The following is a 13,161-nucleotide window of genomic DNA, read 5'->3' as shown; positions in this document are numbered from 1 at the left end:
CACTTGAACGAAGCCCGACGAGCGGAGTCGGCTTGAACGATTAGTTAGGCCGCCGCACCGTCTGGAGCCACGCAACAACGAACACCCACGCCGCAAAGACTGCCCCAGATCGCCGCGAACTCCAAGCAAGCTGCAGCCGAAGCCGAACCAACCGGGCGCGCCCGACGATGCGAGCGAATTTGCCGAAGAGAACCATCCGAAGCCAGAGCGCTGGCCTACGCTGGCCAGCGGCCAGCGCGAACGAACTCTTTCCCGAAGCATCTAGCCGAAGACCCGATGCCCGTCGGGCGAAAAACCCTCAGCGCGCTCCTGATCTCACCCGAAGCGCGAATGCCTGGCGAAGCGGCGAACGATCAAACGGCAACGAGCGCCAAGCGATCCGCTCTTAGCGGCCTAACGCCTGAGTTAAGCCGCGCCGAAGGCGTCGGCTTGAATGATTAGTTAGGCCTCAGTGCTTCCACTTGGCCCGCTGCTCGGTCCGAAACTGACGTGCCGCCTCAACTCCGCCCGCGGCCCGAGCTGCATGGTCTGCCTTGTTGCAACTGCCGCAGTACGAGCGATTCTCCTTGCCGCCGTAGGCGAACTCGGTCAGCGGGAAGCTCTTGCCGCAGATAGAGCACGACTTTCGCGCGTCGCTGGTCATGGGTTGCACCGAATCGCGTACATGAGGCCTAACGCCTAGTAGGCCTCGAGAACGAGGCGTTGCGCCGTATGGTCACGCCCGGTCCGGGTCCGGTCAAGCGAAGTCCTACCCGGAATCAATCGCTTGTCCGATGGTGCCCGTGGTGCGCTGCGGCGCAGTGTCGGCGTTATGGCGCGATGGCGAGGTCTAGTTCGATATTCGAGCAGCGACGGGGAATATTCCGGCGGCGCCGGCACCGCGCGCAGTGAGCGGAAGCCAACCGGTTCCCGGCCCGCTCCCCGCCTGATGGACGAAGTTCGCCGGGTGCTGCGGGTGAAGCACTACAGCCTGCGCACCGAGCAGGCCTACGCCGGCTGGATCCTGCGCTTCATCCGCGCCAACGGCCGCCGCCATCCGCGCGAGCTCGGCCAGCGCGAGGTCGAAGCTTTCCTGTCGCTGCTGGCGGTGCGCGGCAAGGTCGCGGCGAGCACGCAGAACCAGGCGCTGTCGGCGCTGCTCTTCCTCTATCGCGAGGTGCTGCGGGTCGAGCTGCCGTGGATGGAGAACGTGATCCGCGCGAAGCGTCCGGCGCGGTTGCCGACGGTGCTGTCGCGCGACGAGGTGGGGCGATTGCTCGCGGCGATGGACGGCCGGCCATGGCTGGTCGCCAGCCTGCTCTACGGCAGCGGCATGCGCTTGATGGAGGCGCTGCGGCTGCGGGTGAAGGACCTGGATTTCGCCCGCGGCGAAATCACCGTGCGCGACGGCAAGGGTGGGCGTGATCGGCGCACGATCCTGCCGGCATCGCTGGTGGCACCGCTGCAGCGCGAACTCGAACGCACCCTCGCGCTGCACGCCGCCGACCTGCGCGAAGGTCTCGGCCGCGTCTGGCTGCCTCACGCGCTGGCGCGCAAGTATCCGAATGCCGACGCGGCGCCGGGCTGGCAGTACGTGTTCGCCGCCGAACGCCGAGCCATGGATCCGCGCGACGGCATCGAGCGCCGGCACCACTACGGCGACGAGGCGCTGGCACGGGCGCTGAGGGCCGCCGCGGTGCGTGTCGGCATCGCCAAGCCGGTCAGCGCGCACGCGCTGAGGCATTCGTTCGCGACCCATCTGCTCGAGTCCGGCTACGACATCCGCACGGTGCAGGAACTGCTCGGCCACAAGGACGTTGCGACCACGCAGATCTACACGCACGTGCTCGGCCGCGGCGCGAATGCGGTGCGCAGCCCGCTGGATGGCGCGCGCTAGCGCTTCGCCGGCGCCGCGGGTTTCTTCGCCGATGTCGCCGCCTTCTTCGCGGCGACCTTCTTCGCGGCGACCTTCTTCGCGGCGACCTTCTTCGCCGCCTTCTTCGCCGCGACCTTCTTCGCCGCCTTCGGCCGCTTCGGCTTCGGCGGCGGCACCGCCGCCAGCGTCGCCAGCAGCAGGCCGCGCAGCCTTTCGCTGTCGTCAAGCCATTCGTCGGCGACCGGATGATCCTTCGCGCCCGGGTACGGCGGCCGCTTCGGCAGTCCGGCGCACAGTGCCGCGGTCGCGATGGTGGGTTTCACGAACAGGCTGTCGTCGCAGGCGAAGGCGACCACGGTGTCGTCGATGTACAGGCCGTATTCGCCGAACATGCGCTTCCAGCTCAGGCGGGCGCCGAGACCGGCCTGCTCGGCGACGTATTCGATGAAGGAGGGATCGGTGGCCATCGTCGGTTCCGGGTGGCGTCGTGCGCTCATTTCACCCAGGGGTGGACGCGCCGGCTCAGGCGCCTGGCGTTCGCCGGCGGACCGGGATGCGCGCGGCGTCGAAGGTCGCCAGTTCGCTGCCGCCCTCGCGCAGCGGGGCGCCGTCGGCCGGGCCCCAGGCCATCGCGGTGATCACTTCCCAGGTGCTGGGCAGCACGCCGTCGCGGCGCAGCGCCTCGTAATGGGCGGTGACGCGGTGAAGGCGTGCGCGGCCGCCGAGGCCGCGCGGGCGGTCGCTGCGGGCATCGGCGGCGCCGATCGTGCGCAGTTCCTGCATCAGCGCGCGCAGGTCGGGATAGGTCAGCGTGAAGTGGTCGCGCTCGAGCACCGGATCGCGGAAGCCGGCGGCGACCAGCGCATCGCCGATCGCCTGGATCGGCGCGAACGGCGACAGCGGCGGCACCGCGCCCGCGGCGCGATAGGCATCGCCGAGTTCGTGCAGGGTGTCGGGGCCGAAGGTCGTGAACAGCAGCAGGCCGTCGGGGCGCAGCGCGCGACGGAACTCGCGCAGTGCCGACGGCAGGTCGTCGACCCATTGCAGGCAGAGGCTGGAGAAGAGCACGTCGGCGCTGCGGTCGGCGAAGGGCAGCCGCGAGACGTCGGCGCAGACCCGCTTCACCGGCCGCCAGAACCGGGTGTGTTTCGGCACCTCGCGCAGCATCGGCAGCGCGGCGTCGACGGCGATCACCTCGGCCTTCGGCCAGCGCTTCTTCATCGCGCCGGCGGCGCGGCCCGGGCCGCTGCCGAGGTCGAGCACGCGCTGGGGTTCCGGCCGGCGCGCGACCTCGAGCACCGCCAGCTGGTCCAGCAGCCGCGCTTCGACTTCGCGCTGCAGCGCCGCGGTCGCCGCGTAGGCGGGCGCGGCGCGGCCGAAGGCACGGCGCAGGCGGCGGCGGTCGAACACGCCGGCCATCAGCGGCAGTCCGCGGCGAAGTCGGCGATCGCGTCGGCGACGACGTCGGCGTGGGTCAGGAAGGGCGCGTGCCCGGCGCGTTCGACCTCGACGAAACGGCCGCCCGGCACCGCCGCCGCGGCGGCGTGCATCGCCTCCGGGTGCACGACGCGGTCGCGGCGGCCGGCGATCCACAGCGAGGGCACGGCGAGCGCCGGCAGTTCGGCGCGCAGGTCGCTGCCGGCGAGCACCGCGAGGCCGTCGGACAGCGCGCCCGGCGCCGGCTCGCCGTGCGCGAACACGGTCGCGCGCAGCATCCGCAGTTCCTCGCGCACGTGTTCGCTGCCGTGCACTTCCAGGGCCAGGAAGCGGTCGACGGTGCCGCGCCAGTCGGCGGCGAGGTGGCGGGCGAAACCGGCGAAGACCTCCGGGTCCATGCCGGCCGGCCAGTCGTCGGCGCGCACGAAACGCGGGCTCGCGGCCAGCATCACCAGCCCGCGCGCGTTCGCGGCACCGCTGGCGACGGCGTGCAGGGCCACCAGGCCGCCGAGCGACCAGCCGAGCCAGATCGCTCCTCCGGGCACGACGTCGGCGGCGGCCCGCGCGGCGGCGTCGAGATCCAGCGGCACACCCGCGCCGGCGCTGCGGCCATGTCCCGGCAGGTCGAGCAGGTGCAGGGTGAACTGCGACGACAGCCGGTCCACCAGCGGCGCGAACACGCCGGCGTGCATCGCCCAGCCGTGCAGCAGCACCAGGTCCGGCCCGGCGCCGACGATGTCGTGGTGCAGGCTCACGGACCGCGCGTGCGCATCGGCCACGCGCCGGAACGCGCGCCCTCGTGATGCTCCGGACTCATGCGGACACCGGATCCGGCGACGCCTTCAGCGCCTCGACCAGCGCCGCGAGCAGTGCATCGACATCGCGATCGGTGTGGTCGCAGGTGAGCGTGATGCGCAGCCGCGCCTGGCCTTCCGGCACCGTCGGCGGGCGGATCGCGCCGACGAGGAAGCCGGCCTGTTCCAGCGCCTTCGCCACCGCCAGTGCGCGCGGATTGGCGCCGAGGATCAGCGGCTGGATCGGCGTCGTCGACGCCTGCAGCGGCAGCCCGTGCGCGGCGGCGCCACGACGGAAACGCGCGACCAGCATCGCCAGTTTCGCGCGCCGCCACGATTCGCCGCGGATCAGCTTCAGCGACGCGCGCATCGCCGCGGCGAGCGCCGGCGCCGGCGCGGTCGAGAACAGGTACGGGCGCGCGCTCTCGGCGATGTGGCCGACCAGCGCCGCGCTGCCGAGCAGCACCGCGCCCTGGCCACCGAAGGCCTTGCCCAGCGGCACGAGCAGCAGCGGCACCTCGCGCGCGCCGAGCCCGGCGACCGCCAGCGAGCCGCGCCCTTCCGGGCCGAGCACGCCGATGCCGTGGGCGTCGTCGACGTACAGCAGTGCGTCCTGGGCGCGCGCGACCAGGGCCAGCTCGGCGAGCGGCGCGAGGTCGCCGTCCATGCTGAACACGCCGTCGGTCGCCAGCACCGCGGCGCCGTCTCGGCGCGCCAGCAGCTGGCGCATCGCCGCTTCCGGATCGGCATGCGGATAGCGCTTGAGTTCGCAGCCGGCCAGGCGCGCGCCGTCGATCAGGCAGGCGTGGTTGAGCTTGTCCTGCACGCACACGTCGCCGTCGCCGAGCAGGGCGGGCAGCACGGCGAGATTGGCCTGGTAGCCGCCGGGGAAATACAGCGCGCGCTCGTAGCCGAGCCACTCGGCCATCTCGCGCTCGAAGGCGGCGTGTTCGCGGTGGAAACCGCTGACGCCCGGCGAGCCGGTGCTGCCGACGCCATGCCACGCCGCCGCTTCCTGCAGCGCGCTGACGACGTCGAGGTGCTGGCTCAGGCCGAGGTAGTCGTTGCCGCAGAAGGAGACCAGCTGGCGGCCGCCGACGAGCACGCGCGCGCCTTCGCGCGCCTCGATCTCGCGGCGCACGCGCACGGCCGACTTCGCCACCCGCTCGGCGCGGGCGGCGGCGATGCGATCGGAGATCCGCACCCGCGCCATGTCAGGCCACGCACCCGCTCACACGCGCCCCCGTAGGAGCGCCTTCAGGCGCGATGCTCTCCTCGATATCCGCATGTACCGTGCGGCTGATCGCGCCTGAAGGCGCTCCTACAGGGGGAGAGGCCATCGGCCGCAGGCCGAGCCGCGCGAACAAGGCCTGATCGGCGGCGACATCCGGATTCCCCGTCGTCAGCAGCTTCTCGCCGTAGAAGATGGAATTCGCGCCGGCGACGAAACACATCGCCTGCAGCTCCTCGCTCATCTCCTGGCGGCCGGCGCTCAGCCGCACCATCGAGGCCGGCATCATGATCCGCGCCACCGCGATCGTGCGCACGAACTCGAACGGATCCAGCAGCGTGGTGCCGGCGAGCGGCGTGCCCTCGACCTGCACGAGGCGGTTGATCGGCACCGAATCCGGATGCGCCGGCAGGTTCGCCAGCGCCTGCAGCAGGCCGGCGCGCTGCGCGCGCGTCTCCCCCATGCCGACGATGCCGCCGCAGCAGGTCTTCATGCCGGCGTCCCGCACTTCCGCCAACGTGTCCAGGCGGTCCTGGTATTCGCGGGTGTGGATGATCTCGCCGTAGAACTCCGGCGCGGTGTCGAGGTTGTGGTTGTAGTAGTCCAGGCCGGCCGACTTCAGTGCCTTCGCCTGTTCGCCGCTGAGCATGCCGAGCGTCGCGCAGGTCTCCAGGCCGAGCGCCTTCACCTCGCGGATCATCGCGGCGACCTTCGGGATGTCGCGGTCCTTCGGGCTGCGCCAGGCGGCACCCATGCAGAAGCGCGAGGCGCCGGCGGCCTTGGCGGCGCGGGCCTTCTCGAGCACCGCCTCGGTGCTCATCAGCTTCGTCGCCTCCACGCCGGTGTGGTAGCGCGCCGCCTGCGGGCAGTAGCTGCAGTCCTCCGGGCAGCCGCCGGTCTTCACGCTGAGCAGGGTCGAGACCTGGACCTCGGCCGGGTCGAAGTGTTCACGGTGCACCGTGGCGGCGCGGAACAGCAGTTCCGGGAACGGCAGCTCGAACAGCGCGAGCACTTCCTCGCGGGTCCAGTCGTGGCGGATCGGCGCCGGCGTGGCGCAAAGGCTGACAGCAGGCATCGTCGAATCCTGACGGCGCGGGGGCGGCGGAGTGCGGCAGTCTGTTGGCCATGCCGGACCCTGTCAACCGAACTGCGGCGGGCCGGGTTGACGGTCTCGCGGCCCTGTTCGGGCGCCTGCGGCGGGGCTGGCCGGCCCTGCTCTGGCCGCCCTGCTGCGTGGTCTGTGGTGGGCCGGGCGCGGGTGGGCGCGACCTGTGTGCGGAGTGCGTGGCGGCGCTGCCGTGGAACATCGGGGCGTGTCCGCGCTGTGCGCTGCCGATGACGCCACAGGCCGGGCCGGATAAGTACTCCGACCCCGGTTTTTCCCCCCGCTTCTGCCCCGACTGCCGCGAGTCGCCGCCACCGTTCGCGCGCACCGTCGCCGCCTGCCGCTACGGCTTCCCGCTCGACCGCCTGCTGCCGCGCTTCAAGTTCCACGCCGATCTGGCCGCCGGGCGGCTCGCGGCGCAGCTGCTCGGCGATGCGGTGGCGGCCGCCGATGCCGCCGGCGCCGTCGGGGCGTTCGAGGCGGTCGGGGCGGTCGCGGCCGGACCGGTCCTGCCGCCGCCGGTGCTGGTGCCGCTGCCGCTGCACACCGCCCGCCTGCGCGAGCGCGGCTACGACCAGGCCCTGGAACTGGCGCGGCCGCTGGCCCGCCGCTTCGGCCTGCTGCTACGCGCCGACCTGCTGCGGCGGGTCCGCGCCACCGCTCCGCAGACCGGCCTGCATGCCGGCGAGCGCCGGCGCAACCTGGCCGGGGCCTTCGTGGTCCGGCCGGGGCCGCTGCCGCCGCGGGTCGTGCTGGTCGATGACGTGATGACCACCGGCGCCTCGCTCGGCGAGGCCGCGGCGACCCTGCGCGCGGCCGGGGTCGCGCAGGTCGAGGTGTGGGTGGTGGCGCGGGCGCTGCCGCCGGGCGCGGCAGGCGCGTCAGACGCGGGAGGCGCGGTTCAGAGCGCGTAGTGGGCGGCGAAGCCGGCGAACACCGCCATGCCGACCCACTGGTTCGACAGGAAGGCCTCGAAGCACTCGGCGCGGCCGCGGCCACGGGCGATCCAGAACTGCCGCAGCACCAGCACCGCGGCGATGCCGAGCGCGAGCCAGTAATAGATGCCGAGGTCGGCGCGGCCGGCGAGCAGGCCCATCGTCAGCAGGAAGCCGCCGAACAGCACGCCCTGGGCGATGAGGTCGGCGTCGCCGAACAGGATCGCCGTCGACTTCGCGCCGATCTTCAGGTCGTCCTCGCGGTCGACCATCGCGTACCAGGTGTCGTAGCCGGTGGTCCACAGCAGGTTGCCGAGGAACAGCAGCCAGGCGATCGCCGGCACCTCGCCGCGCACCGCCGCGAAGGCCATCGGGATGCCCCAGCCGAAGGCGAGGCCCAGGTAGACCTGCGGCAGGTAGGTCCAGCGCTTCAGGAACGGATAGCTCGCCGCGAGGATCACCGCGATCACGCTCAGGTAGACGGTGAGGCGGTTGGTCAGCAGCACCAGCGCGAACGCGACCCCCATCATCGCCGCGAACAACGCCAGCGCCTCGCGCGGGCTGGCCTCGCCGGTGGCGAGCGGGCGCGACTTCGTGCGCTCGACGTGCGGGTCGAGCCAGCGATCGGCGTAGTCGTTGATCACGCAGCCGGCGGAACGGGTGAGCCAGACGCCGGCAGTGAAGATGGCCAGGGTCGACAGCGGCGGCAGGCCTTCGGCGGCCAGCCACAGCGCCCACCACGTCGGCCAGAGCAGCAGCAGGGTGCCGACCGGGCGGTCGCCGCGCACCAGCCGCCACCACACCGGCAACCGCGACTTCAGCGTGAGGGTTGAAAAACCGGGGTCGGAATACATTTCCGGGAATGTTACTCCGACCCCGGTTTTTGCAAGGAGATGGGCATGTCCGCAGCACAGGGTTCCACCGGCAATGTGATCGCCGCGATCTGCAGCCTGTTCGTGCCCGGCCTCGGCCAGCTGGTGCAGGGGCGGGTGCTGTCGGCGCTGTTCTGGTTCCTGCTGGCCTGTGTCGTCGGAGCGGTCGTGTTCCTGTTCTCGCTCGGGCTGTTCGGCGGCTTCGGCTGGCTGCTCGTGTCGATCCTTTCCTGCATCGACGCGGCCCGTTACCGGCGCTGAGGTTGCGGGTATACTCCCCGGCCCGGATCCGGCCCCGCCGTTTCCGCGGTTCCCAAAGCGCCCGTAGCTCAGCCGGATAGAGTAGTGGCTTCCGAAGCCATTGGTCGGGGGTTCGAATCCCTCCGGGCGCGCCATCCCCCTTCCGTAACAGTGCCGCGCACGGTTAATTTTGCTTAACGGTGCCCGACACCGTTACGCCCCGGTGCCCGACACCGTTTCTCACCCAGGGATGGCCAATGAACCGACGCTTCGCCCTCGCCGTTTTCCTACCGATCCTCGCCGCCTGCAGCCAGGGCAGCGCCGCTGCCGGCGCCGGTCCGCAGGGCCGCTTCGGCTGCACGCAATCGGTCTACGACAGCGGCAGCGGCATGTACCAGTTCCAGCCGCGCGGCTATGTCGAGTTCAGCGGCGGTGGCTACGTCTACCGCGGCTTCGAGAATCCGAGCGAGGGCCGCATCGAAGCCGGCGCGAACGGCGCGGTCACCCTGCGCGGTGGCTACCTCGACGGCGGCGAGTTCGTGCCGATGGACGACCGCCCCGGCCAGTACACGCTGACCACGCCGGGTTTCCGCTGGTCCTGCAAGGCCTGAACCGCAAAAGAAAACGGTGCCGGGGACGGGATCCTTCCCGTCCCCGACACCGTCGTCTGCTTAACGGTGTACGTCCCGCTTAACGGGGTACGTCCCGGTTCAGCGGCCGTCGCCGTCGAAGTCGCCCGGCAGGGCGCGCTCGATGTGGTGCCAGCCGTCGCGCACGGCGCCCTTGGCTTCGTTCCAGCCCAGGCGCGAGTTCGCCTTGGTCTTGTCCCAGCCGCGCTCGAGATCGCTCTCGACCGACTCGAACGACTTGCCGCGGTACTGGCCGTAGGTGTCGTAGCCGTAGCGGTAGGCCGGCTCGTAGTCGTCCCAGGTGGCGTCCGCGCGGTAGTACGGGGTCGACGCGTAGTTGTTGCGCCAGTGCTCGGTGTACTCGGTCGGGTTGACCGCCTCGGCGATCGAGTCGCCGGCCTTCGCACCGACCACACCACCGACCGCGGCGCCGACCAGGCTGCCGACCGGACCGGCCGCGGCACCGACCGCCGCGCCAGCCAGCGCGCCGCCGACCGCACCCGTGCCTGCACCGATGCTGTGATCCTTCTTGACGTCCTTCATTTGGGTGTCCTCGTTCGTGGGGTAACCCGCGCCACGACGGCAGCGGGGACGCCACGATGCGAAGGCCGGGTTGGACGGCGCGTGAGGGACGCGGGCCCGGCGGGAAATTTTTTCGCGGTCAGCCCGCGGCCTTGCGCGCGTCGAGGATCAGCTGCGCGATCGCCGCGTCGCCCTGCTCGATCAGTTCGACCGGCGTGTAGCGGAAACCGCTGAGCACCATCGCCTCGCCGACGCACCACTCGCGCTGTTCCTTCGTGAGCGCCGCCGCGCGGGTGGCGACCGCGGCGAGGTGTTCGGGCGACGGCATCGGATCCGCCGGCGCCTGGCGCGGCGCCGAAGCCGAACCGCCGCCGCCAGCGCTACCACCACCGCCGGTGCCGCCCCGCGCGGCCTCGGCCTTCAGCCATTCGAGGCGCGCGAGTGCGACGCCGAGGCGGTCGCCGCCGTCCTTCAGTGCCGGCACCGCGGAAGCCAGCGCGCCGAGGATCGCGTCCCGTTCGGTTTCGAGCTGCTGCTGCAGCTTCGCCTGCGCCTCGAACTGGGCGCGCAGCTGGGCGACCTGCTGCTCGAGCTGGACGATCTCGGTGCTCGGGTCGACCAGGGTCTTCGCACCGAGCAGGCGCATCACCTTGTCGCTGAGGCGGGCGTGGATCGCCGGATCGCTGAACTTCAGGTCGCGCGCGGCGGTCTGCCAGGCCAGTGCGACCTGGCTGACGGTCTGCACCTTGTCGCCGAGGTGGGCGACGCCCTCGGCCGGCGGCTCGAGCTCGACGTCCTGCGGATCCTGCGCATTCGCGACCGCCTGGATCGCGAGGTCGAGGCGCTCGCAGATTTCCGACTTCTGGAAATCGCGCATCGCCTTGCGCAGCTCGATACGGCAGTCGATCAGCAGGTTGCGGAGATCCTTCATGCGGCGATTCTAGCGAGCGGGCGGGATCACCCGGTAGCCGCGGGCGGCCAGCTGGGCCAGCCAGCCGTCGGCATCGACCGCCTCGGCCATCGCCACCACCGCGAAGGATTGCGGGTGCTCGCGCAGGGCCTTCTCGGCGTCGGCGAGCCAGGTGGCCTCGATGCGCTGCGGCAGGTCGGCGAGACCGGCGCGTTCGGCCAGGGCGCCGGAGGTGAAGAGCGCGCCGCAGGCTTCGCCGGTCTGCGTCCAGGTCAGCGACTGCAGGGTGGCCATGTCGCCGATCGCCCACGCATTGGCGCGCGCGGCGAATGTGCCGAGGTCGTTCTCGACCTGGTCGAGCATGCGCCGGAAGCAGTCGACGTCGCCCAGCGGCGTCTGCTGGAACTCGCGGAGCAGTTTTTTGGCTTCGGGGATCACCGCCGCGATCGTCGAGCGCTGCACCGGCACCCGGTGGCGGCGCGCGGCGCGGTCGACGACCTTGCCGACGATGTCGTCGTAGGACAGGCCGCTGCGTTCGATCGCGCGCTGCTGCAGTTCGCTGCCGGCGACGATCGGCCGCCGCTTCTCGATGCCGCGGTCGCGGCCGATCCACTGCGCCTTCAGCCGCTGCCAGCGTGCGTAGTCGGCGGCCGGCAGCACGTCCTGCAGGCTCCGGCCGTCGGGGTTGTTGCGTGCGCGCATCGCCCGCGGGATCAGGAAGACGCCGCCGAACCAGGCGTCGCCAGCGCTGACCTCGGCGCGCGGCGGCAGCAGCACCACGCCGGACTCGGCGATGCGGCGTTCGATCGCCAGCGAATTCCACGCCATCCGCGCCGGCAGCGGCGACACCCGTGCCAGCACCAGCATGCGGTTGCCGTTCGCCGCCTCGACCGTCCAGAGGCCCGGGCCGGGCTGCACGCCGACGACGACCTCGGGCAGTTCGACCGGCGGCGGGTCCGGCTCGGCGGTGGCGGCGCGTGCGGCGGCAGCGGCGGCGCTGGCGGTGGCGGCGGTGGCGGCGAGAACGAGGGGCATCGCCACGGAGGCGAGCAGCGTGGCGAGGCGTCGGGTCATGCAATCGGCTCCGGAGCCCTCAGCGGGCGAGCAGGAAGTTCAGCAGATTGTTCTGGAACCACGGGTTGACCGTCAGCTGGTCGTGCTGTTCGCAGAGGAACAGGCTCTGGGCGATCGGAAAAACGCCGGACGGGCGCCCGAACACTTCCGGCAGGTCGCGGCCGAGCATCGAGTCGCGGGTCACCAGGCCGTCGCCCGGGAGCAGCAGCAGGCGTTCGTAGTCGACGCCGTCGATCCGGGAGTGCACTTCGTTCGGGCGGATCACCAGGCGCTCGCGGCCGTCGGGGCCGATGTCGAGCACCGCGCGTCCCGGCGTCGGCGCGCAGTCGCCGCCGAACACCGCGACCTCGACGCCGTTGCCGCGCACCGGCGCATTGATCGCTTCCTGGAACCGGCGTGCGCGCTCGAGGTTGCGCACGAAATGCGCCTGCAGCTCGGCCATGCGCAGTTCGCCGGTCTCGCGGTCGGGGGCCTGCGCGAGCACGCGCGCCTCGACCTCCGGCGAGAACACGCCCCAGCGGCGCAGGCGCCAGGTGTCGGCCGACCAGAAGTCGAACGCGAGCGGCTTGCCCGCGCGCGAGAACACCACCTGCGCCTGCGGGTGCGGCAGGGTCTCGAACGGGGTCGCGAAGGTCACCAGCACCTCGACCGGCACCGTGCGCAGGCCGACGGCGACCCCACGCTGCAGGCGCTCGAGGCTGGTCACCGCGCCGAGGCTGGGCGAGCCGAGCATGACGACGCGACGGACGCGGTGGGCGCCTTCGTCCCAGTTGCTGAAGTCGCCGCTCGACAGCACGTCGTTCGGGCCGTAGCGCAGGTAGTAGTTGGCGATCAGGCCGCCGTTGCTGTGCGCGATGATGTCGACCGGCAGGTCGGGGTCGCCGTAGTCGTGGCGGATCGCGTCGATCAGGGCGTGCAGGCGGCGCACCGCATCCAGGTTCTCCTTGCGCCAGTCGTACAGCAACACGTAGTAGCGACGGCGGTCGGCATCGCCCTGCACCGGCTGCCCGGGTTCGGCGCGGCGGAAGCGGCCGGCCTTCTCGAGCGTGTCCACGAGCGCCCGGTAGTAGTCCACCCGTGCCAGGCCGATGCCGTAGAACAGGTCGCCGGGCACGAGGCCGCCGCCGCGGGCCTCGGCTTCCTTCATGCGTGCGAGGTCGCGATAATCGCTGAAGGCGAGCGCGCCGAGCGAGCCCGGCCAGAATTCGCGGCCGGTATCGCGCTCGACGAGGGTCGAGCCCATCAGGCCGTGGATCAGGATCACCGGCGGCTGCCGGGTGTTCGCGACGTCGGCTTCGTAGAGGCGGGCGAGGTCGGGACGCGCGGGCGTGGTCGCGCACCCCGAAAGCACGCCCAGCGCCAGCACGGCGGCCAGCGCGCGGAGGAATCGGGTCATGGCGGTGAGTTTCGCATGCGGGGGTCGCGGACCGTATGGGCCGATCGTCGCGCCGGGGGCGGCGCGGGCTGGAGTCGGGTGGGGATCGAAGAGGAGGCGTTCGCATGCGGATCCGCAGAGCCGGGGGCGTCGGTGCCGCGGCGCATGTCTGCCCGGTGGCG

At 71.8% G+C, this 13,161-nt stretch carries 15 protein-coding genes and 1 tRNA gene; 5 read left to right on the top strand and 11 right to left on the bottom strand.

The window, feature by feature from the left end; all coding sequences use genetic code 11:
• Window positions 1–448 precede the first annotated feature (448 nt).
• Window positions 449–643, bottom strand: coding sequence for a hypothetical protein (locus K311_RS18480; protein ID WP_043798157.1), 195 nt, complete (start codon window positions 641–643; stop codon window positions 449–451).
• A 285-nt stretch (window positions 644–928) separates the two neighbouring features.
• On the opposite strand from K311_RS18480, the gene K311_RS0112615 reads away from it, so the two are divergent.
• Window positions 929–1,876: an integron integrase gene (locus K311_RS0112615; protein ID WP_043798159.1), complete on the top strand. Its 948-nt coding sequence runs from the start codon at window positions 929–931 to the stop codon at window positions 1,874–1,876.
• Here the strand turns inward: K311_RS0112615 and K311_RS16920 are convergent.
• From K311_RS16920 to bioB, 5 genes are all read right to left on the bottom strand, one after another.
• Window positions 1,873–2,322 (bottom strand): TfoX/Sxy family protein, encoded by a 450-nt coding sequence (locus tag K311_RS16920; RefSeq protein WP_081683452.1) that lies wholly within the window; start codon window positions 2,320–2,322, stop codon window positions 1,873–1,875. The two genes, K311_RS0112615 and K311_RS16920, sit on opposite strands and share 4 nt — an antisense overlap.
• 55 nt (window positions 2,323–2,377) lie before the next feature.
• Window positions 2,378–3,274: a malonyl-ACP O-methyltransferase BioC gene (gene bioC, locus K311_RS0112605; RefSeq protein WP_026817606.1), complete on the bottom strand. Its 897-nt coding sequence runs from the start codon at window positions 3,272–3,274 to the stop codon at window positions 2,378–2,380.
• Window positions 3,274–4,041, bottom strand: coding sequence for a pimeloyl-ACP methyl ester esterase BioH (bioH, locus tag K311_RS0112600; RefSeq protein WP_026817605.1), 768 nt, complete (start codon window positions 4,039–4,041; stop codon window positions 3,274–3,276). The genes bioC and bioH overlap by 1 nt, the downstream gene beginning before the upstream one ends.
• 64 nt (window positions 4,042–4,105) lie before the next feature.
• Window positions 4,106–5,299 carry an 8-amino-7-oxononanoate synthase gene (bioF, locus tag K311_RS0112595; RefSeq protein WP_026817604.1) on the bottom strand — a complete coding sequence of 398 codons (1,194 nt, stop codon included), beginning with the start codon at window positions 5,297–5,299 and terminating at the stop codon, window positions 4,106–4,108.
• 1 nt (window position 5,300) lies between these two features.
• The gene (bioB, locus tag K311_RS16915; protein ID WP_051240116.1) at window positions 5,301–6,392 is read right to left on the bottom strand and encodes a biotin synthase BioB; all 1,092 of its coding nucleotides are present in this window, start codon (window positions 6,390–6,392) and stop codon (window positions 5,301–5,303) included.
• Window positions 6,393–6,442: 50 nt separating this feature from the next.
• On the opposite strand from bioB, the gene K311_RS0112585 reads away from it, so the two are divergent.
• A complete protein-coding gene (locus tag K311_RS0112585) occupies window positions 6,443–7,336 on the top strand; it encodes a double zinc ribbon domain-containing protein (RefSeq protein ID WP_154659555.1) in 894 nt (297 codons plus the stop codon).
• Here the strand turns inward: K311_RS0112585 and ubiA are convergent.
• On the bottom strand, window positions 7,324–8,211 hold the full coding sequence (ubiA, locus tag K311_RS0112580; RefSeq protein ID WP_026817602.1) for a 4-hydroxybenzoate octaprenyltransferase: 888 nt from the start codon (window positions 8,209–8,211) through the stop codon (window positions 7,324–7,326). The two genes, K311_RS0112585 and ubiA, sit on opposite strands and share 13 nt — an antisense overlap.
• Before the next feature lie 45 nt (window positions 8,212–8,256).
• On the opposite strand from ubiA, the gene K311_RS0112575 reads away from it, so the two are divergent.
• From K311_RS0112575 to K311_RS0112565, 3 genes are all read left to right on the top strand, one after another.
• The gene (locus K311_RS0112575) at window positions 8,257–8,490 is read left to right on the top strand and encodes a hypothetical protein (RefSeq protein ID WP_026817601.1); all 234 of its coding nucleotides are present in this window, start codon (window positions 8,257–8,259) and stop codon (window positions 8,488–8,490) included.
• A gap of 57 nt (window positions 8,491–8,547) precedes the next feature.
• Window positions 8,548–8,624 (top strand) — tRNA-Arg (locus tag K311_RS0112570).
• A gap of 102 nt (window positions 8,625–8,726) precedes the next feature.
• Entirely contained in the window at window positions 8,727–9,080 is a 354-nt protein-coding gene (locus K311_RS0112565) for a hypothetical protein (protein ID WP_026817600.1), read from the top strand.
• A 99-nt stretch (window positions 9,081–9,179) separates the two neighbouring features.
• On the opposite strand, the gene K311_RS16910 is transcribed toward K311_RS0112565, so the two are convergent.
• The 4 genes from K311_RS16910 to K311_RS0112545 all read right to left on the bottom strand — a co-directional run bounded on the left by K311_RS16910 (window position 9,180) and on the right by K311_RS0112545 (window position 13,000).
• Window positions 9,180–9,641, bottom strand: coding sequence for a hypothetical protein (locus tag K311_RS16910; RefSeq protein WP_043798160.1), 462 nt, complete (start codon window positions 9,639–9,641; stop codon window positions 9,180–9,182).
• A 118-nt stretch (window positions 9,642–9,759) separates the two neighbouring features.
• Window positions 9,760–10,551, bottom strand: coding sequence for a hypothetical protein (locus K311_RS0112555; protein ID WP_026817599.1), 792 nt, complete (start codon window positions 10,549–10,551; stop codon window positions 9,760–9,762).
• 9 nt (window positions 10,552–10,560) lie between these two features.
• Window positions 10,561–11,604, bottom strand: coding sequence for a TraB/GumN family protein (locus K311_RS0112550; protein WP_026817598.1), 1,044 nt, complete (start codon window positions 11,602–11,604; stop codon window positions 10,561–10,563).
• Between the two features lie 19 nt (window positions 11,605–11,623).
• Entirely contained in the window at window positions 11,624–13,000 is a 1,377-nt protein-coding gene (locus K311_RS0112545) for an esterase/lipase family protein (RefSeq protein WP_026817597.1), read from the bottom strand.
• Between the last annotated feature and the right edge of the window lie 161 nt (window positions 13,001–13,161).

It is taken from the genome of Arenimonas composti TR7-09 = DSM 18010 (assembly GCF_000426365.1).
Lineage (GTDB): Bacteria > Pseudomonadota > Gammaproteobacteria > Xanthomonadales > Xanthomonadaceae > Arenimonas > Arenimonas composti.
This window is presented reverse-complemented; position numbering and strand designations above follow the sequence as displayed.